At 70.0% G+C, this 25,025-nt stretch carries 19 protein-coding genes; 9 read left to right on the forward strand and 10 right to left on the reverse strand.

Features of this window, described 5'->3' with window-relative positions:
- Positions 1–19 precede the first annotated feature (19 nt).
- Positions 20–2,398 carry a DEAD/DEAH box helicase gene (locus BQ7106_RS09555; RefSeq protein WP_072374790.1) on the reverse strand — a complete coding sequence of 793 codons (2,379 nt, stop codon included), beginning with the start codon at positions 2,396–2,398 and terminating at the stop codon, positions 20–22.
- 136 nt (positions 2,399–2,534) lie between these two features.
- On the opposite strand from BQ7106_RS09555, the gene BQ7106_RS09560 reads away from it, so the two are divergent.
- On the forward strand, positions 2,535–3,428 hold the full coding sequence (locus tag BQ7106_RS09560) for a DUF5104 domain-containing protein (RefSeq protein WP_072374793.1): 894 nt from the start codon (positions 2,535–2,537) through the stop codon (positions 3,426–3,428).
- Here BQ7106_RS09560 and BQ7106_RS09565 read toward each other — a convergent pair.
- The 4 genes from BQ7106_RS09565 to yaaA all read right to left on the reverse strand — a co-directional run bounded on the left by BQ7106_RS09565 (position 3,425) and on the right by yaaA (position 8,416).
- On the reverse strand, positions 3,425–4,717 hold the full coding sequence (locus BQ7106_RS09565) for an ATP-binding protein (protein WP_072374796.1): 1,293 nt from the start codon (positions 4,715–4,717) through the stop codon (positions 3,425–3,427). The genes BQ7106_RS09560 and BQ7106_RS09565 overlap by 4 nt on opposite strands.
- Positions 4,718–4,856: 139 nt before the next feature.
- On the reverse strand, positions 4,857–5,945 hold the full coding sequence (locus BQ7106_RS09570; protein ID WP_072374799.1) for a DUF871 domain-containing protein: 1,089 nt from the start codon (positions 5,943–5,945) through the stop codon (positions 4,857–4,859).
- Positions 5,946–5,957: 12 nt separating this feature from the next.
- Entirely contained in the window at positions 5,958–7,577 is a 1,620-nt protein-coding gene (locus BQ7106_RS09575) for a TerB N-terminal domain-containing protein (protein ID WP_159431284.1), read from the reverse strand.
- Between the two features lie 80 nt (positions 7,578–7,657).
- On the reverse strand, positions 7,658–8,416 hold the full coding sequence (gene yaaA / locus BQ7106_RS09580; protein ID WP_072374805.1) for a peroxide stress protein YaaA: 759 nt from the start codon (positions 8,414–8,416) through the stop codon (positions 7,658–7,660).
- 64 nt (positions 8,417–8,480) lie between these two features.
- Between yaaA and BQ7106_RS09585 the strand changes: the two genes are divergently transcribed.
- The 6 genes from BQ7106_RS09585 to BQ7106_RS09610 all read left to right on the forward strand — a co-directional run bounded on the left by BQ7106_RS09585 (position 8,481) and on the right by BQ7106_RS09610 (position 18,987).
- The gene (locus BQ7106_RS09585; protein WP_083527008.1) at positions 8,481–9,374 is read left to right on the forward strand and encodes a spermidine synthase; all 894 of its coding nucleotides are present in this window, start codon (positions 8,481–8,483) and stop codon (positions 9,372–9,374) included.
- A 114-nt stretch (positions 9,375–9,488) separates the two neighbouring features.
- Positions 9,489–11,513 (forward strand): molecular chaperone HtpG, encoded by a 2,025-nt coding sequence (gene htpG / locus BQ7106_RS09590; RefSeq protein WP_072374808.1) that lies wholly within the window; start codon positions 9,489–9,491, stop codon positions 11,511–11,513.
- A gap of 188 nt (positions 11,514–11,701) precedes the next feature.
- Positions 11,702–13,060, forward strand: coding sequence for a CHAD domain-containing protein (locus tag BQ7106_RS09595; RefSeq protein WP_072374812.1), 1,359 nt, complete (start codon positions 11,702–11,704; stop codon positions 13,058–13,060).
- Between the two features lie 3 nt (positions 13,061–13,063).
- Positions 13,064–14,485 (forward strand): class II fumarate hydratase, encoded by a 1,422-nt coding sequence (fumC, locus tag BQ7106_RS09600; protein ID WP_240307478.1) that lies wholly within the window; start codon positions 13,064–13,066, stop codon positions 14,483–14,485.
- A gap of 103 nt (positions 14,486–14,588) precedes the next feature.
- Complete coding sequence (locus BQ7106_RS09605; protein ID WP_072374815.1) at positions 14,589–15,872, forward strand: O-acetylhomoserine aminocarboxypropyltransferase/cysteine synthase family protein; 1,284 nt, start codon at positions 14,589–14,591, stop codon at positions 15,870–15,872.
- A gap of 136 nt (positions 15,873–16,008) precedes the next feature.
- A complete protein-coding gene (locus BQ7106_RS09610) occupies positions 16,009–18,987 on the forward strand; it encodes a glycoside hydrolase family 2 (RefSeq protein WP_072374818.1) in 2,979 nt (992 codons plus the stop codon).
- A gap of 30 nt (positions 18,988–19,017) precedes the next feature.
- Here BQ7106_RS09610 and BQ7106_RS09615 read toward each other — a convergent pair whose 3' ends face one another.
- The 5 genes from BQ7106_RS09615 to BQ7106_RS09635 all read right to left on the reverse strand — a co-directional run bounded on the left by BQ7106_RS09615 (position 19,018) and on the right by BQ7106_RS09635 (position 21,976).
- On the reverse strand, positions 19,018–19,323 hold the full coding sequence (locus BQ7106_RS09615) for a helix-turn-helix domain-containing protein (RefSeq protein ID WP_072374821.1): 306 nt from the start codon (positions 19,321–19,323) through the stop codon (positions 19,018–19,020).
- A complete protein-coding gene (locus BQ7106_RS09620) occupies positions 19,320–19,673 on the reverse strand; it encodes a type II toxin-antitoxin system RelE/ParE family toxin (protein WP_205407691.1) in 354 nt (117 codons plus the stop codon). Before BQ7106_RS09620 ends, BQ7106_RS09615 begins: the two co-directional genes overlap by 4 nt.
- A 307-nt stretch (positions 19,674–19,980) precedes the next feature.
- On the reverse strand, positions 19,981–20,409 hold the full coding sequence (locus tag BQ7106_RS09625; RefSeq protein ID WP_072374828.1) for an FKBP-type peptidyl-prolyl cis-trans isomerase: 429 nt from the start codon (positions 20,407–20,409) through the stop codon (positions 19,981–19,983).
- A gap of 146 nt (positions 20,410–20,555) precedes the next feature.
- Positions 20,556–21,629, reverse strand: coding sequence for a hypothetical protein (locus BQ7106_RS11045; RefSeq protein ID WP_072374831.1), 1,074 nt, complete (start codon positions 21,627–21,629; stop codon positions 20,556–20,558).
- The gene (locus BQ7106_RS09635; RefSeq protein ID WP_072374834.1) at positions 21,626–21,976 is read right to left on the reverse strand and encodes a PadR family transcriptional regulator; all 351 of its coding nucleotides are present in this window, start codon (positions 21,974–21,976) and stop codon (positions 21,626–21,628) included. The genes BQ7106_RS11045 and BQ7106_RS09635 overlap by 4 nt, the downstream gene beginning before the upstream one ends.
- Before the next feature lie 169 nt (positions 21,977–22,145).
- Between BQ7106_RS09635 and murI the strand changes: the two genes are divergently transcribed.
- Positions 22,146–22,922: a glutamate racemase gene (gene murI, locus BQ7106_RS09640; RefSeq protein WP_072374837.1), complete on the forward strand. Its 777-nt coding sequence runs from the start codon at positions 22,146–22,148 to the stop codon at positions 22,920–22,922.
- A 168-nt stretch (positions 22,923–23,090) separates the two neighbouring features.
- Complete coding sequence (baiCD, locus tag BQ7106_RS09645) at positions 23,091–25,010, forward strand: bile acid Fe-S flavoenzyme BaiCD (protein WP_072374840.1); 1,920 nt, start codon at positions 23,091–23,093, stop codon at positions 25,008–25,010.
- Positions 25,011–25,025: the final 15 nt, after the last annotated feature.

Raw genomic sequence — 25,025 nt, forward strand, 5'->3', positions numbered from 1 at the left:
GGACTAAATCAGTGTTTCCCTAGGCCTTCAGCAGCCTGCGGCCCCACTCGGCCACGCGGGCCCTCATGCCGGCTACGTCGAGCACGCCGCACGCGAAGCCCTTGCGGATGAGGCTCTCCGGAACGAGCTCGTCGTACTTCTCGAAGTAGGGGACCTCGGCGGGGTAGAGGAGCTCCATCGGGTCCTCGAGGCGCTCCGCCGCGTCGCACACCACCGAGAAGAACGCGCGCTCGTCGGCCCTCATGACGAACGTCATGAAGTACGGGCGCGACGAGTTGACGCCCTTGATGCCGAGCTCGGGAGCGCACTTGATCTTGATGAGGCGCTCGAGGGCGAGAAACGCGTAGCTCCCGAGCCAGGGGAGCAAGCACCACATGGTCTGCTCGCGGTCGTTCTCGCCCAGGCAGACGAGGGGACCCTGCGTGAGGCGCGACGACGAGGCGACGTGACGGGCCTGGCGCAGGCGCGCGCGGGCGTGCGGCATGAGGTAGGGGTAGGCGGCGCGCTCCTCCAGCACGCGGCGCATCCGCTCGAGGACGTGCGTGTTGATGTCTCCCGCCACGTCGCCGAAGTAGGCGGGGACCTTGCCCTTGACCTGCGTGACGTAGAGCAGGCGGCGCTCGTGGTCCACCTCGTCCACCACCCAGACGTGCCCGGCTATGGCCACCTTCTCGCCGGGCGGGGGAGGTGCGCAGAGCGTGCCGATCTCGGTCGAGTCGCAGCGAACGGTGTACTCGACGTTCTCCTGGAAGACGGCGAAGAACTTGTACGAGCTCGTGACGCGCTCGCCCGCGAGCCCCACGATGAGGCCTCCCGTCTCCGTCTGCTCGACGAAGTCGTTGCGCAGGAGGTGTCGCAGGAGCTCGCGGAAGTCGTCGGTCGTCACGCGGTGGAAGTAGGTGAGCGTGAGGACGCGGCTCGCGAGCTGGGCGGGGGAGAGCTCTCCCTCCGAGGCGAGGATCGCGAGCGTCTGGTGGCAGAGCAGGCTGTAGGGCAGGCGGTCGAGGTTGGGCGGCTCCACCCAGCGCTCCTCGCGGTAGAGCTGCACGAGCGCGATCCCCTGCAGGAGCTTCCAGGGGACGGTCTCCGGCAGGAGCGTGCGGGGCTCGGGCTGCTCCTCGCGCATGACGAACCACATCTCGGGGGGTCGCTCCCGTCGGCCCGTGCGGCCCATTCGCTGGAGAAAGCTGGACACCGTGAACGGGGCGTCGATCTGGAACGCCCGCTCGAGGCGGCCCACGTCGACGCCGAGCTCGAGCGTGGACGTCGCGACGATGGAGAGGTCGGAGGAGTCGTCGCGCATCTGTTCCTCGGCGCTCTCCCGGATGGCGGCCGAGAGGTTGCCGTGATGGATGAGGAAGCGGTCGGGCTCGCCGTTGAGCTCGCAGTAGGAGCGCAGCGTGGTGCAGACCTCCTCGGCCTCCTCGCGCGAGTTGGAGAAGATCAGGCACGTGCGCCCGCGCGTGTGCTCGAAGATGTAGCCGATGCCGGGGTCGGCGTTCGTGGGAGCGGTGTCCGTGGGCGCCTCCTGAGGGCGGGGCAGCGTCTCCGTGCTCAAACATACTCGCCCTTCGGGCTGCGTAACTGCGCGCGGAGACGCTGCCCCGCCCTCAGGAGGCGCCGTCGGCTCCATCGCCACGACGTCGGCCTCCACGCTGCCCGCGGCGTTCTGGCTCGCCCCCTCGTCCGCCTGGGGGTCGGTCGTGAAGAAGTGCTCCATCGAGATGCGCCAGGTCCGCGGGGGCTCTGCGACGCGCGGGATCACCGTGTCGCGGTGGGTGCCCGCGGCGAGAAACGCGCCCACGGCCTCGGGGTCGCCGATCGTGGCGGAGAGCCCGATGCGGCGCGGCTCCACGCCCGCGATCCGCGAGAGGCGCTCAACCAGGCAGAGGCACTGGCCTCCGCGGTCCTGGCGCAGCAGCGAGTGGACCTCGTCGATGATGACGTAGCGCAGGTCGCAGAAGAGCCTGGACACCACGGCGTGACGGCGCACGAGGAGGGCCTCGAGCGACTCCGGAGTGATCTGCAGGATGCCCGACGGGCGCTTGACCAGGCGCGCCTTATGCGAGGAGGAGACGTCGCCGTGCCAGTGCCAGACGTTGACGCCCGCCTCCTCGCAGAGGTCGGTCAGGCGGTAGAACTGGTCGTTGATGAGCGCCTTGGTGGGGCCGACGTAGAGCGCGCCGACCGAGGAGGGAGGGTCCTCCCAGAACTCGGAGAGGATGGGGAAGAACGCGGCCTCGGTCTTGCCAGAGGCCGTCGAGGCGCACAGCAGCACGTGGGCGTCCGTGTCAAAGATCGCCTCGCCCGCGGCGACCTGGATGCCCCGCAGGTTCTCCCACTCGTGTGCGTAAATGAAGTCCTGCACGAACGGCGCGTAGCGCTCGAACACTCCCAAGGCCCCTCCTAGAATCGAACAGTTGTTTCATTGTAGCAAAGAGACGGGGGAGGGCGGGCCGCCGCCCGATAGAATGGAGGCGAAGTGTCCGTTCGGGGCCGTGGGGGCAGCTATGCTCGGAAGGGTGTCGGGTCGCATGAGGCGTCTCGTGGCGTGCGCGCTCGTCGTGCTCGCGAGCGCCCTGTGCGTGGGATGTGCGGGTGGTGTCGACCCCCTGGTCCGCATGTTCGGCAGTGTCGTGGCGGGCGAGGAGTACGTGAGCGCGCGCGGCCAGGTCTGTCTCGACGCAGCGGAGGCCCTTGTCGACGCGCTCGAGGCGGGGGACGAGGGCGCGATCGTCGGGCTCTTCTCGCCCAGTGCACGAGCGTCCTCCAAAGACCTCGAGGGAGGCGCGCACGAGCTGGTTGAGAGATGCTCGGGCCAGGTCGAGTACCTTGACGACCAGTCGGTGACGCGCCCCGTGGAATCCGAGAAGATTGACGGGGGAAAGCGTCGCGTCGAGCTTGCGGTCGGGTTCTCGTTTGCCCTGGGCGGCCAGAACTACTGGTGCCACATGACGACCGTGAGCGAGAACGACCTTGATGAGAGCGAGGTGGGCGTCTCCACGCTCATCGTGTGGTCCGAGGACGCCTACTCGGCGATGCTCTATGACGCGCGCGGGACGGAGTGGCCCGAGGGGCCGGGCCTGCACCTCCAGCTGGACTATCCCCTGGAGTGGGAGACGCGGCTCGTGGATGGCGACCCCCTGCGCTATGAGGAGGGCGACGTCATCCTGGACACCAGCGAGGTCGCTGCGTTTCTCGACGAGGGCGAGAGGACCGGCGCCGATTTCAGGGAGCGCTTCGGGCAGCCCTGCTGCGTGTCGTGGATGGGCGACGCACCCATCTACTACGAGCTTCCCAATGAGGGGGGCGAGCCTCGATACCTAATGGTCAGCGCGGTGAGCTCGGACGAGCCCGTCTATGCGGCACACGTGGTGGACGAGCGCGGCGTGGTCGAGAAGGTCTGGGGCCGGAGGGACGACGCCTAGATCGTGAACTCGGCGAAGGCGTCGTCGACGTCCCCGGAGGCCGCTGCCGCTGCGGGCGCGCTCACGGCACCCGCGAAGGCGTCCGAGCGCAGGAGCTCGTCGACGCTCGCGTCAGGGTTCTGGCAGACGATGTCGAGCAGCTCGATGAAGTCGCGGATCACCTCACGCGGCGTGAGGTGGGTGTCCGCCCCCACGCGGCCGAACTCGACCCTGAGAAAGCTCACGAGCTGCGCCTCGGTGACGGTGCGCTCGTAGCCGAAGTAGCCCGCGTGGATGTCGGCGAGCTTCTCTGTGAGGACGAGCAGCTCCTCGTAGGTGAGGGGTTCGAGGTGGATGACCGGGGCCAGCATGTCGGAGAGCCCCGCCCCCGCGAACCGCCCCTGCGTGAGGCGGCTGCGCAGCGCCTCGTAGCTGAAGACGCCGCGACGGCGGTCCTCGACGGACTGCGGCGTGCCGCCCATGATGATGCCGAGGTGCCGCGCCTTGCCCTGGAGCGTGTCGTTGTACATGGTGAGGATCTTCTCGTAGTTGTACTGGCGCGAGGTGGCGTTGGGGATCTTGTAGAGGTTCACCAGCTCGTCGACGAGCACGACGAGCCCCCGGTAGCCCGCGCCCACGAGGAACTGCGCGAAGAGCTTGAGGTACTCGTACCAGGTGTCGTCCGTGATGCAGGCGTTGACGCCCACCTCGGCGCGCGCCTCGGTCTTGGTGCGGTACTCGCCGCGCAGCCACCTGACCGATCGGGCCCGACGCTCCTCGTCTCCCTCGAGGCTGGCGCGCCAGTAGCCGCGCAGCACCTCGGTGAAGTCGAACCCGCACACGAGCTCACGGATGGGCTCGAGCTGCGAGGCGAGCTCCGCCTCGGGGTCCTCCCGCTCCCGAAGGGCCGCGACCCAGCGGTCGAGCACGAGCGAGAGCGCGCCGCCCTCGGGCCTCGTCTTGGTGGAGAGGTTGCGCACGAGCTCCCGGTAGGTCGCGAGCCCCTGGCCCTGGCCGCCCTGGAGGCGCCGCTCGGGGGAGAGGTCCGCGTCGGCGACCACGAAGCCGTTGCCCATCGCGTGCGTGCGGATGGTCTGCAAAAGGAAGCTCTTCCCGGCGCCGTAGCGGCCCACGAGGAAGCGGAAGCTCGCGCCCCCGTCGGCGACGAGCTCGAGGTCGTGCAGGAGCGCCTGAATCTCGCGCTCGCGCCCGACGGTGATGTAGGGCAGCCCGATGCGCGGCACCACGCCGCCCTTGAGCGAGTTGATGATGACCGCGGCAATGCGCCGGGGCACCCGTACGTCCCCCATGCGTCCCCCTCTCCAACGATGGTCGCTCATTTTAGCACATATGTTCTCTTTTTGTGCGCGCCGTCGTCGCTCGTGGCGAGAGGGGGCGTCGTTGGGCGAGGGGCGCCGCCCCGTGCGGGCGACGCCTGCCCTCGCTCGCCTACGCCTCGACGAAGCGGAACTTCGACCAGGGCCTGATGAGCGGCAGCAGCACGAGCTCCTCGGGTCGCACGCGCGCCACGAGGTTCTTGCGCGCGTCGCGGTGCGGCTCGAGCACGACCTGCAGCTCGTTTGCGTAGTTGCCGAAGTCGTCGTTGCCCACGACGACGTCTCCCACCTGGAGCTCGCCGTCGTTGTCGTGCGCGGGGTTGGGGCGGCCGCGGTACTTCACGCGGGTCTCCGTGGAGCGCATCGCGCGGTCGCAGATGTCGCCGCGGCGCTCGTGCTGCTCGCCCACGACGATCGCGCGCTCGAGCTCGCTCGCGCCCTCGACGAAGTCGACCTTGAGGCACGTCTGGTATCGGTCGACGGCTCCCATCGCGGCGAGCTCCTCCTCGGACGCGTATGCGTTGCCGATGATGACGTCGTCGATGAGCCCCGTGGCGAAGAGGTGCTTGGCCGCGACGTCGGCGCTCATGTGGCGGTGCATCTCGAGCGTGGGCAGGCCGTCGTTGACGGGCCAGGGGCCGGACTCGCCCACCGCCGACGAGACGAAGGCCGCCGTGCGCAGCCCCTGCGACTTGAAGCGCCTCGAGCAGCGCTCGAAGAACTCGTACGGCAGGCCCGTGCCCTCCTGGGGGTAGAAGTTGTGGCACCCGTAGAGCATCGGGCGGTTGGCCTGGTAGGAGAGGATGTTGTCGAGGTAGGCGACGTCGCTGCTCATGTTGAGCTCGATCGCGAGGCCGTAGGGGTTGAACGTGAGGAACGACTCGCGCCGGCCGTCGAACCCGGTGTCGAGGCGGATGCCGTCGGCGCCGAGCTCGTGGAAGAGGCCGAGGTCGTCGTAGGAGACCCCGAGCTCGTCGAAGATGCCGGGGTTGACGTCGAGAATGACCTCGAAGCCGAGGTCGTGCGCATGGGCGATGACGCCGCGGAACCTCGCGACGGCGGCGTCGCGCCCGCCCGTGACCTCGAGCATGCTCATGAACAGCCGGCTGAAGCCGTGGCGCGCGGCGAGCTCGAGGTAGGCGCGGTCGCGTGCGGGGTCGCTGTGGTCGGGGTAGATCGAGATGCCGATGCTGCGCTTCATGGGGTCTCCAACTCAGGGTGCGGACAGTCCGGTTGCCTGGGACACATCATAGACGTAGTCGGGGACGAGCGCGGGCCGCCCCGCCTCGTCAAACTCGACGGCGGTGTCGCCGAGCAGGTCGAAGAGCCGCTCGTTGATCTCGTCCACCAGCAGGTCGGAGCCCGTCGCGGGAGGGCGCCCCGCGAGCAGGTCGGCGAGCAGCGCGAGCTGCTCGCGGGAGAGCCCCAGCGCCGCGCCCCTCTCGCCCGTGGGCCCCGCCTCGTCGGCCCCCGCCGCAGCGGGGTCCTCCCGCGCGGGCCCCTCCCCGGGAGGCTCCGCGGCGCCCGCCCCGGCGGCCGGCGGGGCCTCGGGGACCCCGGCGTCGCGCTCCTCGTCGACGAGGAGCGCCTCGCGGGTCGCGGCCGCGGCCGAGCGGATCTTGTCGAGGCGGGAGAGGTCGATCTCCACCCGGACGGGGGCGTGCGACGCGCGCCAGTCGATGTAGTCGCGCACCTCGCGCTCGACGAGCCGCGTCAGGTACTTGGGGTCCCCGCGCTCCTTGAGGGGGTGCGGGTAGTCGAGCGCGGCGCGCAGCTGACGGTCGGCCGCGCGCAGGGCCTGGCCGAGCCTTGCGCTGCGCTGCCCGCCGTCGTGCAGCGAGGTGAGCGTCCAGATGCCCCCGCGGCACTCGTAGCGCCTGACCCCGGCGAGGTCGTAGGTGCAGTCGGGGTGGCGCTCGCCGGGGTAGAACACGGCGGAGGCGAACATGAGGTGCGGCATGGGGCCCGGCACGCCGAAGAGGCTCTCGACCAGGTCCTGGCTGCGGCTCGTGTGATAGTAGGCCACGAGGCGGTCGAAGACGGCGCAGCCGATCGCGCGAAGCGCGTCGGGCTCGTCGCGGAAGAGGCGCGCCTCGCCAAGACGGTAGGTCGAGACCTCGTCGAGGGCGGCGAGCAGCCGCTTCTCGCCGGAGGGGTCGGAGCCGAACTCGTACGGCGCGCGCCCGCGGCCGCGGCGCCGCGCCAGGACGCGCGCCTGGCGCTCCCGCAGGTCCTCGACCGCGCGGTCGTGCGCGACGAGCGCGTGGGGCTCGGCGAGCGCGGGGTCGAGGTCGTGGTAGGCGGCGTAGTCCACGAGCCAGGGGCGAGCGTAGCGGTCCATGGAGGGCTCGTACTCGCGGTATGCGCGCCAGAACGACTCGATGGCGCGGAAGGCCCCCTCGCCCGGCTCGACGCCGATGCCGTTGATGAGCTCGTAGAGGTACACGTAGGCAAAGGACGCCGACGTCCGCTCGACGTGGCCGGCCCTCACGCGGGAGCGCCACGTGAAGTAGCCCCTGAGCTGCTGGTTGTCCATGACGTCGTAGGTGGGGAAGTAGCTCTGGAACACGCCGGCGTAGGGGCGGTCGTCCTCGTAGTCGGCCATGAGGCGGCCCTGCTCGACGAACAGGCGCGCGTCCGTCCACGAGCGCGCCTCGCCGCTCCGGGCGAGCGCGCGCATCTGGGCGACGCGCTCGGGGAGGTAGCTCGCGAGCTGCGATCCGCGCATGAGGATGGGCTCCGCGCCAAAGACCCGCGAGCTTACGAAGGCGCGTCCGCCCTTCGCCCTGCTCTGCGCCACGATTCGGTCGATGATCGCGTCGATGTCCGCCACGTCGCCCCCTCTCCCCGTCAGGGCCATCATACCCGCGCGCGGGTGCGCCGTGGCGCGGGCCCGCGCGAGGCCCCAGCTCCCTACGCGCCCGCCCGCACGAAGACGAGCGTCTCGGCGTCCGATCGGCCCTCGTCGAGGGCATAGCCGCGCTCGGAGAAGGCGCGCAGCTCCTCGGGCCCCTCGACGGCGCGCTCGGCGCACCAGCGGACGAACGTGCCGCGCGCGGCCTTGGCCTCGGTCGCGGCCTGGCGCAGGCGACCCTCGCGGACCGTGCCGAACAGGCACGTCAGGACCTTCGCCCCTCCCGGGCGGGCCCACGGCGTGACCGCGCGGGCGTACTCGACCGAGGCGACGTTCACGATGAGGTCGCACTCGGAGCAGAGCTCCTCGTAGAGGGAGCTCCCCCAGAACTCGTAGAGGTCGCGCGCGCCGTCGACGGGGAGGCGCGCCTGCATCTCGAGCCGGTAGGGCATGACGGCGTCGAGCGGGCGCAGGATGCCGTAGAGGCCCGAGAGGATGCGCAGGTGCGCGTCGAGCCAGGCCAGCTCCCCCTCGCTCATGACCGAGGGCGCCATGTGCGTGTACTGGATGCCCTCGTAGGCCACCGCGGCAGCGGTCGTCCCGCGATGGGGGTCGAGGTTCGCAAGCCGGGCGTAGTTGAGCTCCGCGAGCCGGTCGCTGCACCTCCAGAGCGCCTGGGCCTCGTCGCGCCCGAGCGAGCGCAGCGCGCCTGCCACCGCCTCGGCGCGCCGCGCGAGGGCGGGCTCGCGGACGGGCCAGGGCGGCGCGTCCGACTCGCGCATCTTCTTGGCGGGTGAGGTGATGATTCTGAGTGGCATGGCACCCCCGTACGACGCTGGCTATCATGGGCGTATGGCGAAACGGTACACCACACACGGGCCCGTGTCCGCGCTCGGCGCGCGCCCCTCCCGCGCCGGCGGGAGGGGCGGGGCGTCGAGGCGGCGCGCCTTCGTGGCCGCCGGCCTGGTCGGCGCGGCCGCCGGCGTCTCGTGCTGGCTGGCGGCGACCCGCCCGCACGTCGTCCGCTGCGCCTCGGGCCTCGCCCTCGTCTACACCACGCGCGACGACGCGGGCCGCCGCGTCCGCGTGCTGTCTGCCGGCGGCGTCTTCCAGTCAGCGACCTACCTCGACGAGCGGCGCATGGAGCCCGTCTTCGCGTACTACCTCGCCCTCGGCAGGCTCTTCGAGCTGCGCCCCGAAGCGCGCAGCGTCCTGGCCATCGGCGGGGGCGGATTCGCCTTCCCCAAGCTCGTGGCGGCCGAGCACCCCGGCGTCCGCGTCGACGTGGCCGAGATCGACCCCGCTGTCATCCGCGCCGCGCGCCGGTGGTTCTTCCTCGACGAGGCCGTCGCGCTCGCCCGCGCCGGGGGCGGCGATTTGCGGGTCGCCTGCGAGGACGGGCGCGCCCTGCTCGAGCGCGGGGCGGGCCCCTACGACGCCGTCGTGCTCGACGCCTTCGTGGGCGCGGACCCCGTGCGCTCGCTCGCGACGCTCGAGGCCCTGCGCGCGGTGCGGCGCTCGCTCGTCCCGGGCGGGCTCTGCCTCGCCAACGTCGTCTCGCGCGAGGGCGGCGCGGACGTGAGCTTCCTGCGCTCCGTGGTGGCGACGGCGCTCATGGTCTTCTCGCACGTCGAGGTGGCGCTTGCCACCGACGAGACCCACGCGGCCGAGGACAACTACCTCGTGGTGGCCTCCGACGGCCCGATCGGCCTGCCCGACGCCATCCCCTTCGACGAGGACTTCCTGGGCGAGGTCCTTCTCGACGCGCAGGGCTGACGCCGCGACGAGGGTCCCTCGCCACGGCAAGACATCTAAGCGCGGATGACTGAGATTATCTAAAATCGGGTAGACTACCCCTCGGCAAACAACCGCACGGAAGGGGAGCGTCGCATGCGCACGTTCAAGACAGAGAGCAAGAAGCTGCTCGACCTCATGATCAACTCCATCTACACCAACCGCGAGATCTTCCTGCGCGAGCTGGTGTCGAACGCCTCGGACGCGATCGACAAGCTCTACCTCAAGAGCCTCACGGACTCCTCGATGGGCCTCGACCAGGCCAACCTCGCCATCAACGTCGCCTTTGACAAGGACGCGCGCACCATCACCGTCTCCGACAACGGCATCGGCATGACCGAGGCGGAGCTCGAGGAGAACCTCGGCACCATCGCCCACTCCGGCTCCGAGGCCTTCAAGGAGGCCAACGCCGAGGCCCAGGGGGACGCCGTCGACATCATCGGCCGCTTCGGCGTGGGCTTCTACTCCGCCTTCATGGTCGCCAAGGAGGTCAGCGTGGTCACGCGCGCCTGGGGCGCGGACGAGTGCTTCCGCTGGACCTCCGACGGCGTCGAGGGCTACGAGATCGAGCCCGTCGCCGCCGACGACCCCGCCTGGCGCGACTCCTGCGGCACCTCGATCGTCCTCACGCTCAAGGACGACACCGAGGACGCCTCCTATGACGAGTTCCTCTCCGAGTGGAAGCTGCGCGAGCTCATCCGTCGCTACAGCAACTACGTGCGCTACCCCGTGCAGATGCTCGTGACCAAGAGCCGCGAGAAGGAGCGCCCGGCGGACGCGGGCGACGACTACAAGCCCGAGTGGGAGGACTACACCGAGCTCGAGACCGTGAACTCCATGACCCCGATCTGGAAGAAGCGCGCCTCCGAGGTCACCGACGAGGAGTACGCCGAGTTCTACAAGTCGACCTTCCACGACTGGGCCGACCCGGCGCGCACCTTCAGCCTCCACGCCGAGGGCACGCTCGAGTACGACGCGCTCATGTTCATCCCGGGCCAGGCGCCCTTCGACCTCTACAGCCGCGACTACGAGAAGGGCCTCGAGCTCTACAGCTCCAACGTGCTGATCATGGAGAAGTGCGCCGACCTGCTGCCCGACTACTACAACTTCGTGCGCGGCGTCGTCGACTCCGCCGACGTGAGCCTCAACATCTCCCGCGAGACGCTCCAGCAGACCCGCCAGCTCCAGGCCATGGCGCGCCGCATCGAGAAGAAGATCACCGGCGAGCTCGAGGCCATGCGCGACGACGACCGCGAGGCTTACGAGAAGTTCTTCGAGAACTTCGGCCGCGGCCTCAAGTACGGCATCTACTCGAGCTACGGCATGAAGGCCGACGAGCTCGCGGGGCTCCTGCTGTTCTGGAGCGCGCGCGACCAGAAGATGGTCACGCTGCGCGAGTACGTCGCCGCCATGCCGTCCGGCCAGAAGGCGATCTACTACGCCGCCGGCGACGACCGCGACCGCCTCTCCAAGATGCCGGTGGTCCAGGCGGTGCTCGACCGCGGCTTCGACGTCCTTCTCTGCACGCAGGACGTCGACGAGTTCTGCTTCCAGGCCATGCGCGAGTTCACGGCAAAGGGCCTGCCCAAGGCCTACGCCGACGACGCCGCGCGCGAGGCGGCCGAGAAGGCTGCCGCCGACGGCGCCGAGCCCGAGGTCGAGGATCGCACCGTGGAGCTCAGGAACGTGACCTCCGGTGACCTGGACCTCGCGAGCGATGACGAGAAGAAGGCCGCCGAGGAGGCGACCAAGGCAAACGAGGGCCTGTTCGGCGCCATGAAGGACGCGCTGGGCGAGAAGGTCGAGAAGGTCGCGGTGTCCACGCGCCTCTCCGCCGACGGCGCGCCGGCCGTCATCACCTCCGAGGGACCGCTTTCGCTCGAGATGGAGAAGGTCCTCGCGTCCGGCCCGGAGGCCGAGCACGCCCCCAAGGCCGTCCGCGTGCTCGAGGTCAACGCCGCCCACCCCGTCTTCGAGAAGCTGCGCGCGGCGCAGGAGGCGGGCGACGAGGACAAGGTGGCGCTCTACGCGGGCCTGCTCTACAACCAGGCCCTGCTCGTCGAGGGCATCCTGCCCGAGGACCCCGTGGCCTTCGCCTCCCAGGTCTGCGAGCTCATGTAGCGCCTCGCCCCATCGGGCCCAGCGGGCGCCCGGCCGCCTCGTGCGACCGGGCGCCCCTTCGTCGGGCGGACCGCCCGTCGGGCGCGTCGCCCTTCTCGCCACCGCTCCCCGAAGCCGAGAACTCGGCGAGCGGATAATTGCTATGCTCGAAAGCTGGTGGGCTGTCAGTGCGACGATCGGGGGGACAGATGGTCAAGACGCTGGTGCTTGTTCGACACGGTGCGCCCGAGGCGACCTCGGACTCGGGCTCCGACCTGGACCGCAGGCTCACGGCATCGGGGGCGCGCGCCCTTCGGGTCTCGTACCCCCGCACGTTCGCCCTGCTCGGGGACGACGCCCAGCCCGTCGTCTGGAGCAGCCCCGCGGTGCGGGCGCTCGAGACCGCCGACGTCGTTGCCGCGGCGGCGGGCGTCGACGACATCGAGGTCCACCAGTCGCTCTACTCCCAGGACGTCGCGGCGTTTCTCGCCGAGCTCGACGCGGCCGACGCGCTCTGCGTGATCGCGGTGGGCCACGCGCCCTTCGTCGACACGCTCGCCGGTCGCTTCCTGGGGACGTGCCCCGCCTTCGGCAAGGGGGCCGCGCTCGCGATCGACCTTCCCGAGGGCTTCTCGGGGCGCGGGCTGCTGCGCTGGTACGTCGCCGGCCCGGAGGCCACCTCCTGGGAGGAGCTCGCCGTCGTCGAGCACGCCGTCGCCGGGGCGGTGAGCGAGCTCTCCGCGCACGCCGACACCTTCCTCGCCGGACCCGAGAGCGCCGAGGCTCTGCTGGAGTTCAGGGTCTCCCTGCGGCGCGTGCGCTCGCTGCTGCAGTTCCTCTCGCCGTGGCAGGCCAAGAAGCAGAACCGCCGCTGCGAGCACGTCATCAAGGAGCTGCAGGTGGCGTCGGGCCGCCTGCGCGCCCTCGACATACTCGCCGAGTGCGTCGCCGGCCTCGTCGAGAGCGGCGAGCTCGGCGAGAACAGCCTCCTGCCGATGTCGTGCGCCAAGGAGCGCTCGCTCGAGTGCGCGTCGCTCGTGACGCTCATGCGCAAGCGCCACTCCGCCAAGGACCTCTCCAAGATCGCCGCCGAGCTCGGCCACCACTTCAGGTGGAAGTCCAGGGTCTCCGAGCGCGGCGTCACCGCCGACGACTTCCGCGCCCACTTCGACGAGCAGTTCAACGAGGTCGACGAGGACCTCTTCGGCCTCGACCTCACCGACGGCGACGCCGTCTACGTCGCCCGTCGCGACACCAAGGAGATGCGCTACGTCGCCGAGCGCCTCGGCGAGGTCCTCGGGCCCGAGCGCGCCCAGATGAGCGAGTACCTCGACGAGATTCAGCGCGAGCTCGGCGCCCTCTCGGACGCGCGCGGCAACAGGCAGCTCGCGGAGGAGTGCGCCAAGAGCCCGCGCTTCAGGGGCGTTCGCGCCGACCTCGGCATCGTCGCGCGCGACCAGGCGGAGGTCGTCTCTGCCATCACCTCCGGCCTGAGGCGCCGCGAGGTCGAGGACCATGCGGCCGGCGAGGCGACGGCGCAGGACGCCGAGGGCGACGAGGAGGAGTAGCGCGTGAGCGAGAGGGACCTGGCCGCGGCGGGCGGCACCGAGGGCGCGTGGCGCGTCGAGCGCGACTCGATGGGGGAGATGCTGGTTCCCGCGGACGCCCTCTGGGGCGCCCAGACCGAGCGCAGCCACGAGAACTTCCCCATCGGGACGGAGCGCATGCCCGAGGGGATCGTGCGCGCGTTCGCGATCGTGAAGCAGGCGGCCGCGCGCGCCAACTGCCGGCTCGGGAGGCTCGGCGAGGCCGAGCGTGACCTCATCTGCGAGGCTGCCGACGAGGTCCTCGCCGGGGACCACGACGCCGACTTCCCGCTCGTCGTGTGGCAGACGGGGTCGGGCACGCAGTCAAACATGAACATGAACGAGGTGCTGGCGAATCGCGGCAACCAGCTCGCCGCCGAGCGCGGCGTGGCGCTTGCGCGTCCGCTGCACCCCAACGACTCGGTCAACATGAGCCAGTCGTCCAACGACACGTTCCCCACCGCCATGCACGTCGCCGCCGCCCTCGCCGTGACTGGCGAGCTCGTTCCCGCGATCGACCAGCTCGTGGAGACGCTGCGCCGCCTGGAGGGGGAGTGCGCCGGCGTGGTCAAGAGCGGTCGCACGCACCTGCAGGACGCGGTGCCCATCTCCTTCTCGCAGGAGGTCTCCGGCTGGCGCGGCCTGCTCGAGGGCTCGCGCGAGGAGCTCGTGGCGTCGCTGCCGGGGCTCTATCGGCTCGCGCTCGGGGGGACCGCCGTCGGGACCGGCCTCAACGCGCCCGAGGGGTTCGACGAGGCCGTTGCCGCCGAGGTCGCCGCGCTCACGGGCCTGCCCTTCGTGAGCGACCCCAACAAGTTCCGCGCCCTCACGGGCAAGGACGCGCTCGTCTTCGGTCACGGCGCGGTGAAGGGGCTCGCTGCCAACATGATGAAGATCGCCAATGACGTCCGCTGGCTCGCGAGCGGCCCGCGCCTCGGCCTCGGGGAGATCACCATCCCGGCAAACGAGCCCGGCAGCTCGATCATGCCGGGGAAGGTCAACCCCACGCAGTGCGAGGCCGTCACGATGGTCGCCGTGCAGGTCATGGGCAACGACGCCGCGATCGGCTTCGCCGCGAGCCAGGGCAACTTCGAGCTCAACGTCTTCATGCCGGTCATCGCCTACGACTTCCTGCAGTCCTGCCGCCTGCTCGCTGACGCCATCCGCTCGTTCGACGAGCGCTGCGCGAGCGGGATTCGTCCCAACCGCGAGAGGATGCGCGAGAACCTCCACGACTCGCTCATGCTCGTGACGTGCCTCAACCCCTACATCGGCTACGACAACGCCGCCAAGGTGGCCAAGAAGGCCTTCGCGGAGGGGACGAGCCTGCGCGACGCGTGCCTCGCGCTGGGGCTGCTCACGCCCGAGCGCTTCGACGAGGTGTTCCGCCCCGAGCAGATGGTGTGACGGGCGGGCTCGTCTTCGTTTCGAAAGCGAGGCGTGACGGAGGAGTCACGCCTCGCTCCGCGAACACGCGCTATGATGGTCGGACCCTACAGAAAGGACCGTCATGGCAGATCAGACCATCGCGACGCGCTGCGTCCAGGGCGGCTACACGCCCGGCGACGGCGAGCCGCGCCAGATTCCCATCGTCCAGTCCACCACCTTCAAGTACGCCACGTCCGAGCACATGGGCCAGCTCTTCGACCTCGAGGCGTCGGGCTACTTCTACACGCGCCTGCAGAACCCCACCAACGACGCGGTCGCGGCCAAGATCTGCGAGCTCGAGGGCGGTGCGGCCGGCATGCTCACGAGCTCCGGGCAGGCGGCAAACTTCTACGCGCTCTTCAACATCTGCGAGGCGGGGAGCCACATCGTGGCGAGCTCCGCCATCTACGGGGGCACGTACAACCTCATCGCCCACACCATGGCCAAGATGGGCGTCGAGTCCACGTTCGTCTCGCCCACGGCGACCGCCGAGGAGCTCGAGGCGGCCTTCCGTCCCAACACGCGCGCCGTCTTCGGCGAGACCATCGCCAACCCGGCCCTCGATGTGCTCGACATCGAGCGCTTCGCCGGGGCGGCGCACGACCACGGCGTCCCTCTGATCGTGGACAACACCTTTGCCACGCCCGTCTTCTGTCGGCCGATCGAGTGGGGCGCCGACATCGTGACGCACTCCACCACCAAGTACATGGACGGTCACGGCGTGGGCGTGGGCGGCGCCATCGTGGACTCGGGCAACTTCGACTGGATGGCCAACGCCGAGAGGTTCCCCGGGCTCACCACCCCGGACGAGTCCTACCACGGCATCGTCTACGCCGAGAAGTTCGGCCAGGCCGGTGCCTTCATCACCAAGGCGACCTCGCAGCTCATGCGCGACCTCGGCTCCATCCAGAGCCCGCAGAACGCGTTCTACCTCAACATGGGCCTCGAGAGCCTCCACGTTCGCATGCCGCAGCACTTCAGGAACGGCCTTGCGGTGGCGGAGTACCTCGAGGGGTCCGACAAGGTCACGTCGGTGCGCTTCCCGCACCTGCCGTCCGACCCGTACTACCCGCTCGCCCAGAAGTACCTGCCCGAGGGCGGCTCGGGCGTCGTGTCCTTTGAGCTCGCCGGGGGCCGCGCGGCGGCCGAGCGGTTCATGGCGGCGCTGCGCCTCGCCGCGATCGAGACGCACGTGGCGGACGCGCGCACCTGCTGCCTGCACCCCGCCTCCGCGACGCATCGCCAGATGAACGACGAGGAGCTCGCGGCCGCCGGGATCTCCCCGGCGATGGTGCGCTTCTCCTGCGGCCTCGAGGGCACCGAGGACCTCATCGCCGACATCGAGCAGGCGCTCGCCGCGATCTAGGGACTTTGGCCCGCCGGCCCGCCCGACGTATCCCCGTGCTCAGACAGCTTGCTGCGCAAGAACTGCGCGCGGGAATACATCGGGCGGGCCGGCGGGCCCCTCGCTCGGGCGGCGCCTTTACCGGGAGGTTTGTGACGTGAGGTACGTGCTGGATCGGGCGGCGTACTGTGACGCGGGGGTGCTGGCGGAGAATAGGCTGCCGGCGCGGAGCTACTTCATCCCGTATCCGGATCGGGCGGGGGCGGAGGCGGTACCGGCGGCGCGGAGGCGCTACGAGTCACCACTCGTACGGTGCCTGAGCGGGGAGTGGGACTTCCGGTTCTACCCGCGGCCCGCCGAGCTGCCGGACGTCCTGGACACCGACGCCGTTGCCTGGGACCGCGTGGCAGTTCCCGGCTGCTGGCAGTTCCAGGGCTACGACCGGCCCTTCTACGTGGACGAGCGCTACCAGTTCCCGTTCGACCCGCCGCGCATACCCGAGGAGGGCCCCGTGGGGCCGGTCTTCTCGCTCATAGGCGGCGAGGGCGGGCGTCCGCACGTGGCGCACCCGGTTGGCCAGTACAACTTCGCGGGCGTCTACCGCCGCGCCTATGACCTGGACGAGCGCGAGGCGTCCGTGGGCCACGTCGTCTCCTTCCTGGGCGTCGCCAGCTGCCTCGACCTCTACCTCAACGGCCGACGCGTGGGCTACGCGGAGGGCTCGCACAACACGGCGGAGTTCGATGTTACGCCGTACCAGCGCGCGGGGACAAACGAGCTCGTGGCCGTGGTGCGTCGCTGGTGCACGGGCTCCTACCTCGAGTGCCAGGACATGTTCCGCAACAACGGCATCTTCCGGGACGTGCTGCTGCGCGAGGTCACCCCCTGCGGAATCTGGGACGTGGGTGTGCGCACGCGCCGAGAAGAACGGGCGAGTCGCGTGCGCTACCGCATGGCCGTTGACCTGCGACTTATTGCCGAGGGCACGGTGCGCGTGACGCTGCGCGGGCACGGGCTCGAGCGGGTGGCGGAGGCGCATGCGGACGGGTGCCGCGCGACCATTGACCTCGACGGGCTCGACGTGCTCGAGTGGACGGCGGAGACCCCGCACCTCTACGACCTCATCCTGGAGACGCCCACGGAGTGCGTGTGCGAGCGCGTGGGCTTTCGCGAGGCGCGCGTGGACGGCAGGCGCTTTCTCGTGAACGGTCGGCCGGTCAAGCTGCACGGCGTCAACCACCACGACACGAGCCCCACGGCGGGCTACGCCATGACGCCGGAGGCGACCGAGCGCGACGTCCTTCTCTGCAAGAACCACAACATAGATACCATCCGGACCTCGCACTACCCGCCGGACCCGTACCTCCTGGAGCTCTGCGACGAGCTGGGCGTCTACGTGATCGACGAGGCCGACCTCGAGACCCACGGGGCCCTGGTGGGCAAGTTCCCCACGAGGCAGAACCGCCTCACCAACGACGCCCGCTGGGAGGGGCGCTACCTCGACCGCGCCGAGCGCCTCGTGGAGCGCGACAAGCTGCACGCGTGCGTGATCATGTGGAGCCTGGGCAACGAGGCGGGCGGCGGCTGCAACGCCGACGCCATGTACGAGCTCGTCCGGTCGCGCTCGAGCCTGCCCGTGCACTACGAGGGTGCCATCCACTCGCTGCGCCGCGCCTACGACGTGGGGAGCGAGATGTACTCCACCGTCGAGCGCGTGCGGAGCGTGGGCGAGGGCCGCTCGACCACGCGGCGCCTCAACGACCGGCCGTACCTCCTCTGCGAGTACGCGCACGCCATGGGCGTGGGCCCGGGTGGCATCGAGGACTACTGGAGGCAGATCTACGCCTTCGACTCCCTGATGGGCGGCTGCGTGTGGGAGATGGTCGACCACGCCGTGCTCCACCCGGACGGCCGCTACACCTACGGCGGCGACCACGGGGAGTGGGAGCACGACGGCAACTTCTGCGTGGACGGCATCTTCTACCCGGACCGCACGCCCTCCACGGGCGCGCGCGTGGTGCGCCACTGCTACCGGCCCCTGCGCGTCCGGCACCTGGGCGGGGACTTCTTCATGGTCCACAACGCGACGTCGTTCACCCCGGGGGAGGCGTACTCGCTCCGCTTTGAGTGGAACGACGGCGGCCTGGCTGAGCTCTCGTGCGACGTGGCGCCGCTGCGGCAGCAGTCCTACCTGGTGAGGCCCACGTCGTCCGTGGCGCGAGAGCTTGGCGAGGGCCTGCGGCGCGACCGCTCCCGCAGGGTGACCGTCACGGTTCGCCGCCGTGACACGGGGGAGGAGGTCTCCCGCGAGCAGATCCGGCTCTCGGAGATGGCGCCGCTGGACGACGTCCTTCTCGCCCGCGCCGCGGCGTTTCCCGAGGGCTGCGAGGTCACGGGGGAGGGGCTCGCCGTCGCCGGCGTCATGGCCCCGGCCGCGACGCCCGTCCTTCTCTGCCGAGCAGAGACGGACAACGACAGGCACCTCTCCGGCGGGCGGCCCATGGAGCGCTTCTACGACTGCCGGCGCGAGGTTCTCTCCGTGGTCGAGGGGGAGGGCACGGCCGTGGTGACGTCGTGGCTCGTCTTCCCCCATCACCGCTTTGTCTGCGAGGACACCTACGAGGCCGTTGCCGCGGGCGTGCTCGTGACGTCGCGCCTCCGCTGCGAGCGCGGACGCGGCGACCTGCCGCGGTTTGGTGTCTGCTACCGGCTCGACGCCTCCTGGGACGAGGTCGAGTACCTCGGGCGCAACGGCGAGTCCTACCGCGACATGTGCGAGCAGGCGCAGGTGGAGCGCGTCTCCTGTCGCGTGGCGGACATGACCGAGCCCAACATCCGTCCCCAGGAGAGCGGCAACCGCATGGACTGCCAGTACGTCATCATCTCAAATGGCGAGAAGAACGTGCAGATCACGGCCGTTGACCGGCCGTTCGAGCTCGCGGTCAAGCCCTACTCCGACGAGGAGCTGCGCGGCATGCGCCATCGCGAGGACGAGGTCCGCTCGGGCACCTACGTGACCGTCCAGGCGTTCCAGATGGGAATCGGCTCGGGGAGCTGCGGCCCCGCCACGCGCCCGGAGTACCGCTTCGACTGCCGGCAGGACTACGAGCTGCGCTACCTCGTGAGCTGGGAGTAGGGGGGCGCCTCGGGTCCCATGGGCCGCGTGCTACGCGAGCCTGATGGTCTTGTCGCCGATCTGGATGATTGCCTCGAAGGTGCCTCCCAGGGCCTCGGCGTAGCGCGCGAGCGTGCTTACCTTGAGCGATCCCACGTCGCCGCTCTCCACCTCGGAGACGCGCGCCTGGCTGATGCCCATGCGCTCCGCCACGTCGGACTGCGTGAGGTGCTCCGCCTTGCGCGCCTCCTTGAGCTCGTAGGCCCGGCACTCGGCGATGAGCTTGAGTGCCTCCTGGTGAATCTCCTCGCGGTCAAAGCCCCTTTCCTCAATGAGCTCGTCAAGCGTTCTGCTCATTCGGCTTCCTTTCTCTGCGAGAGCTGATACTGCTCAAATCTTCGTTCCGCCTCTGGTATTGCCTTCCTGTACCACCGTGCCCATCGTGGTCCGGATGCGAAAAAACCAGCCTTGTCACCCGCAAGGAGCATGATTGCGTGTCGCTCGGCATCGAAGACAAACAGGACCCTAATCTCGCTTTCTCCTGTCGATGGTGGCCTCAGCTCCTTGAGATTGTGGATGTGCGATCCTGCGATTCGGTCTACGAGGGGGCGTCCTAGCGCGGGCCCTCTTGATTCAAGCGCGTCGAAGGCCGCAACGAGGTGCCTGGCGTCTCGCGAGCTGAGGCTGTCGATCCAGTCGTCAATCATGTCTGTAAGAATCGTCCATCTCATAATACAACCTTTTCCCTATATTGCTCAAGAGGCATGATGCCCCACTCGTGCAGGAGGACATGGCTTAGTTGTCTGTATGGGATGGATCGCTACCTGACGTTCGGATTCGGCGACCTGTCCAATGCATTGGGCTCTATGACCGCGACTATCGCTGGTCGCAGCAGTTCTTCGCTGCGCTCTCATCTTAGTACAAACAGATGTTCGAATCAAGGAGAAAAAGAAGGGCCCGCGACGCACTGTGAGCTGGCGCCGCGGGCCCCGAGAGAGGTGGCTGCCCCTCTGGCTACTCCTCGACCTCGAGGAGCTCGATGTTGAAGTTGAGCGCCTTGCCGGCCATCTCGTGGTTCATGTCAAAGGTGATGTTGCCGTTCTCGAGGGCGGACACGGTGGCGGGGAAGGGCTGGCCGGTGGGGGCGGTGAGCATCACGCGGTCGCCGACGGAGAGGGTCTCCGCGCCGGGCATGGCGGAGACGGGCACGGTCTGGACGAGGCGCTCGTCGCGCTCACCGTAGGCCTCCGCGGGCTCGAGGCGCACGTCGACGACCTGGCCGACCTCCATGTCGCGCACGGCGGCGTCGAAGCCCGCGATCATCTGACCTGCCATGCAGGTGAAGGCCAGCGGCTCGCCGCGGTCGCGGGAGGAGTCGAACTTCGTGCCGTCGTCGAGCGTGCCGACGTAGTGGACCTTGACCTTCTTGCCCTCGTTGCTCATGGGGACTCCTGTCGTTGTGGGTGGATGGTGACAGCGACCCCTGATTGTGACAGATTCCGCGCGGGTGCACCGCGGTCGACCGCGCACACCTTTGCCCCGGGCCCCCTTTTGGGCCCCGAAGCGTAAGGTGTGCGCGGTCAAGAATCCTAGTCGCGGTCGGCCAGGTCGCAGAGCCTGTCGTAGTAGCGCTCCGTCGAGAGCTTGGAGCGAAGCTCGTCCCAGGTGCCGTCGCTCAGCCGCCCCTCGGTGAGGTCCGTGCCGAGAACCGACTCGACGTCGTCGCGGCGGAAGGTGAACGTGTCCACGCTGAGCTCGCCGTCCTCGCCGTCGGTCTCGTGAGTCACCATGCGGACCGAGTCGGCTGAGCCCGCGGCGCAGAGCAGAGCGGTCGCGTTGTGGGCGAGCGCCTGCTCGACGACGTCGTCGTCCGTGCGCGCAACGCGGTCGTCCTCGACCCACTCGTACTCGACGACGATCGAGTTGCCGTCCCGCTCGGTGGAGTCGGATCCCGTGGACATGAGGTGGCTCGCCAGCGGCATTCCTCCTACGAGCTCGGAGACGGCGGCTCCGTCCAGTGGCCAGGAGGAGTCGGCCATCGCGGAGAGCGAGGCGACGTCATACCCGGAGATCTCCTGCGCGACGTCGTCGGTTCGCAGGGTGTGCTCGTCGCCCTGGGTGCCCGCGTCGGCCCCCGAGCCGGCGCTCGGGTACGCGGTGCTCCCGTCGGTGGCGTCCAGCGGCTGGACGTCAACGGTTCCGGGCGTGTCGTAGGTCGCGCTCGCCACGGACGAGTTGATGATGTTGATGACCGTGCAGAGCGCCACGACGGCGACGAGCGCCACGGCCGCCACGCCCACGATTCTGCCGGTCGACCAGCGCCGCCTGCCCTCCGGCCCCCTCGCCTCGTCCGTCCCGGGCGAAACGGGCGGGACGCCCACGGGAACCGTGCGGGTGGCCTCCGCGTCGGTCGCGCCCTCGGCCTCCGCTCCGGTCCCCTCGGCCTCGGCCCCCCGTCCGCCCAGGACGTCGTCGACGCTCGTCACGGCCTCGCACGTGCGCGAGAACGCCTCCTGCTCGCTCATGCCCTGCGCCACGTAGTCGTCGAAGCGAGCCGTGAGGTTGCCGTAGATCTCCTCCTTGAGCTCGATGGTCTCCGCGTCGAGCGTGCGCCCCTCGAAGAGGTGCTCGACGTACATCCTGATGTCGCCCCTGCCGCTCATTTGCTGCCTCCGCCCTGTCTGAGGAGTCGGTCGATGATGGTCCTCGCGCGCACCCAGCGCGCCGTCGCCTCGGCGAGCTCGGTGCGCCCGCCGTCGGTGATGTGGTAGTACTTGCGGCGAGCCCCCTGGGACTCGCTGCCCCAGTAGCTCTCGACGAGCCCCTGGCCCTCCAGCCGCTTGAGGCTCGTGTAGAGCGACGGCTCCTTCATCTCGTACGCGCCCTGACTCGTGCTGGCCACGTCTTTCAGGATCTCGTAGCCGTACGAGTCTCCGTCAGAGAGCGTGCACAGCACGATGGCATCGATGTTGCCCCTGATGAGGTCGCTCTCCGCATCTCTGCCCGCCATGGGTCACCTCCTCGTCTTCCGCCTTCGAGGACAGTGTATGAGAAAGTACTATGTGTGTCGATATACCTTCACAGAAATATAACTGCGAGTGGTGTGGTTTTGCTCGCGGGCGGCGCGGGGCGACGATGCGCTATGCTCTTTGCGAGGCAAGGACGGGGGGAGGCATCGGGTGTCTGGGGAACGCGAGGGCTTCGTGGGGGTCTTTGACTCCGGGTTGGGCGGCATCAGCGTGCTGCGCGCGCTCGTCGACGAGCTGCCGCACGAGGACTTCCGATACTTCGGCGACTCCGCCAACGCCCCCTACGGCGAGAAGACCGAGGCCCAGGTGCTCGACCTGTCCCGCGACATCGTCGAGCGCCTCCTCGCGGACGGCGCAAAGGCCATCGTCATCGCCTGCAACACGGCGACCTCGGCCGCCGCGGCCGCCCTGCGCGCGGCGCACCCCGACGTGCCGATCGTGGGCATCGAGCCCGCTCTCAAGCCCGCCGCACGGGCCTTCCCGCACGGTCGCATCCTCGTGATGGCAACCGAGATGACGCTCGGCCTCGAGAAGTATCACGAGCTCGCTCGGGCCTGGGGAGGGGAGTGCGAGGTGGTCCCCGTCCCGTGCCCGGGCCTCGCGGCGCGCATCGAGCGGGGGGACCTCGACGCTCCGGACCTCGCCGAGATGGTGGGGCGCCTGGTGGGCGACTACGCGGGCAAGGTGGACGCCGTGGTGCTGGGCTGCACGCACTACCCCTTCGTGCGGGCGCAGATCTCGCGCGCGCTCGGGCCGGGCGCCGCGTTCTTCGACGGCGGAGCCGGCACGGCGCGCCAGCTGCGCAAGCGCCTTTCGGAGGAGGGCCTGCTCGCCGAGCGGTCGCGAGCGGGGCGCGTGGAGTTTGCCTCGAGCCTCGACACGCCCGAGGAGCTCGCCCTCTACCAGAGGTTCTTCTCGCTCCCATAGGGCGGGGCCGCCTCGGGCCCCTGCGTCCTGACGGCAGCGCCGCCGCGGCCGTTCGGACGCTTGCCGAGACCGGTCGCCCCGCTGGGCGAGAAGGGCCTCGTCCCGCGCGTCCCTCCGGGCACAATCCTCCCAAGCGCCGGCGCTCGCCGGCAAGGAGAGGAGGACCCGATGTTCGACCACCTGTTCAGCCCGTTCAGGGTGCGCGGCCTCGCGCTCAAGAACCGCGTCATCCTGCCCGCGATGGGCACGCGCTTCTGCGAGGACCGGCACGTCACCCAGCGCCTCATCGACTATCACGTGGCCCGCGCCCGCTCCGGCTGCGCGCTCAACATCGTGGAGGTCTCGAGCGTCCACACGCCGAGCGCCCCGAGCATGTTCGTCTCGATATCGGAGGACGAGTACGTTCCCGGGCACCGTGCGCTCGTCGACGCCATCCACGAGGCCGGCGGCACGGCGGGGGTCCAGCTCTGGCAGGGCTCGATCGCGGTGGGCATGGACCCGCAGGCCCAGATGCTCGTGGCCTCCGACCTGCCGCTCGCGCCCGGCTTCACGCTGCCGGCCGTCACGCGCGAGCAGATCGACGAGGTCGTGGCGTGCTACGGCGAGGCGGCGCGGCGCGCCCGAGAGGCGGGGTACGACTGCGTCGAGTTCCACTGCGCGCACAACTACCTGCCGCACTCGTTCCTCTCGGGCGGCATCAACCACCGCACCGACGAGTACGGCGGCTCGCTCGAGAACCGCGCCCGCTTCCCGCTCGCCTGCATCCGCGCCATCCGCGAGGCCATCGGGGAGGACATGGCCCTCTTCATGCGCATCGACGCGCACGACGACTTCCTCGAGGGCGGCATGACCATCGAGGACACCATCGAGTTCTGCCGCTGGGCCGCCGACGCCGGCGTGGACGTGCTCGACGTCTCGCGCGGCAACATCGTCTCCGCCGCCAACGCCTACGAGGTGCCGCCGATCGACCTGCCCCCGGCCTTCAACGTGGACAACGCCGCGCGCATCCGCCGCGAGACGGGCGTGCCCACGATTGGCGTCGGGCGCATCAACACCCCGCAGCTCGCCGAGGAGATCCTCGCCGAGGACAAGGTCGACCTCGTGGTGATGGGCCGCGCCCAGCTCGCCGACCCGGACTTCGTCGCCAAGGCGCGCGAGGGCCGCGTGGACGACATCGTCTACTGCGTGGGCTGCGACCAGGGCTGCCTCGATGGCTTTGCCGACATGGAGCGCTTCGAGGCCATCACGTGCCTGCGCAACCCGCAGCTCGGGCACGAGACCGACTGGGCCCTCGCCCCCGCGGCGTCGCCCAAGCGCGTCGCCGTGGTGGGCGGCGGCATGGCGGGCCTCGTGGCCGCCCGCACGCTCAAGCTGCGCGGCCACGAGCCGGTGGTCTTCGAGGCCACGGACCGGCTGGGCGGGCAGTTCGTGACGGCGGGCATGGCCCCCGGCAAGGCGGAGATGGCCGCCGCGGCGCGCTCGCAGGGCGAGCAGGTGGAGCGCCTGGGCGTGGAGGTCCGCCGCAGAGCGCCCTTCACGCCGGAGACGCTCGCGGCCGAGAAGTTCGACGAGCTGATCGTCGCGAACGGGGCCGAGCCCGTGACGCTGGGCCTCGAGGGCAGGGCGCCCGTCGCCGTCGACGTGCTCGAGGGTCGCGTGCAGGTGCCGGAGGGACCGGTCGTCGTCATCGGCGGAGGCCTCGTGGGCCTGGAGGTCGCCGACCAGCTCGCCACGGCGGGCCACCCCGTGACGGTGGTCGAGATGCTCGAGCAGGCGGGCGCCGACCTCGGCGCCGCGCGCAAGTCAATGGTGATGATGAAGATGGCGCAGCTCGGCGTGGACATCCGCACGGGGACCAGGTTCGTCGAGCTCGCGGACGGCGGCGCCACGGTCGAGAGGGACGGCGCGCGCGAGACGCTGCCCGGCGCCGTGGTGGTGGCGGTGGGCTCGCGACCCGTCGACAACGCGGGGCTGCTCGAGGCCGCGAGGGCGGCGGGCGTTCCGGTCCACGTGATCGGCGACGCAAAGAGCGCCCGTCGCGCGCTCGACGCCACGCGCGAGGGCTTCCTCGTGGCGAGGGACCTCTAGGCGCATGTGACAGCG

It is taken from the genome of Thermophilibacter mediterraneus (genome assembly GCF_900119385.1).
GTDB classification, from domain to species: Bacteria; Actinomycetota; Coriobacteriia; order Coriobacteriales; family Atopobiaceae; genus Thermophilibacter; species Thermophilibacter mediterraneus.